The organism is Cellulomonas bogoriensis 69B4 = DSM 16987 (assembly GCF_000767165.1).
Lineage (GTDB): Bacteria > Actinomycetota > Actinomycetes > Actinomycetales > Cellulomonadaceae > Actinotalea > Actinotalea bogoriensis.
The window spans coordinates 1-990 of sequence record NZ_AXCZ01000362.1 but is presented as its reverse complement, the minus strand read 5'-3'; the positions used below and the strand labels follow the sequence as shown (position 1 = coordinate 990).

Genomic DNA, 990 nt, shown 5'->3' with positions numbered 1-990 from the left:
CCCCCGTTGAAGAACATCGTGAAGACGGCGAGCCCGATGAGCACGTTGCGGCCGCGCAGGTGCTTCTTGGACAGCACGTAGGCCAGGAGGGTCGTGAGGACCATCGCGATGGTCGTCCCCACCACTGTGTACACGACCGTGTTCCGGTAGCTGCGCCAGAACATCTGGTTCTGCCAGACGGCCTTGTAGGTGTCGAGGTTGAAGTCGACCGGCCACACGCTCACCAGGCCGGCCCTGATCGCGCCCGCGCCGCTGAAGGACTGCGCGAGGATGGTGACGAACGGGTACAGCATCGCCAGGCAGAAGATCACCAGGAGGGTGCCGTTGATCCAGGTGAACCACCGGTACCCGACGCTGTCACGGGCGCCCACCGGTTTGCCGCTGGACGTCGACGCCGACGGACTCGTCAGTGCACTCTGGGTCACCACAGGCTTGCTCCCACCGCTCGGCGCGAGATGAAGTTCGCGCTCATGATCATCACGAGGCCGATGATCGCCTGGAACAGGCCGATCGCTGCGGCATAGCTGAAGTTGCTGGAGACGAGGCCGACTCGGTAGAGGTACGTCGAGATCACGTCGGCGGTCGCGTAGGTCAGCGGGTTGTAGAGCAGGAGCACCTTCTCGAACCCGACGTTGAGGAACAGGCCGATGTTGAGGATCAGCAGGGTGATCATCGTGGGTCGGATGCCCGGCAACGTCACGTGCCAGGTCTGGCGCCAGCGGTTGGCCCCGTCGATCCGTGCCGCCTCGTAGAGGCTCGAGTCGACCGTCGTCAGGGCTGCCAGGTACAGGATCGTCCCCCACCCGACGGTCTGCCAGATCTCGGTGCTGACGTAGACGAACCGGAACCACTCCGCACGTTGCAGGAACGGGATCGCTTCTCCGCCCAGGCCCGTCAGGATCTGGTTGACCGTGCCGTGCAACGACAGGATCTGCATCGTCATACCCACGACGATGACGATGGACAGGAAGTGCGGCAGGTAGGAGATCG

General features: G+C 63.8%; 1 protein-coding gene and 1 pseudogene. Both read right to left on the bottom strand.

What is annotated here, in order from left to right:
* A pseudogene (locus N869_RS15430) lies at positions 1–425 on the bottom strand (carbohydrate ABC transporter permease); the annotation flags it as partial.
* The coding region (locus N869_RS15425) for an ABC transporter permease subunit (protein WP_035063141.1) at positions 422–990 on the bottom strand (569 nt) is incomplete at its 5' end. The pseudogene N869_RS15430 and the gene N869_RS15425, both read right to left, overlap by 4 nt.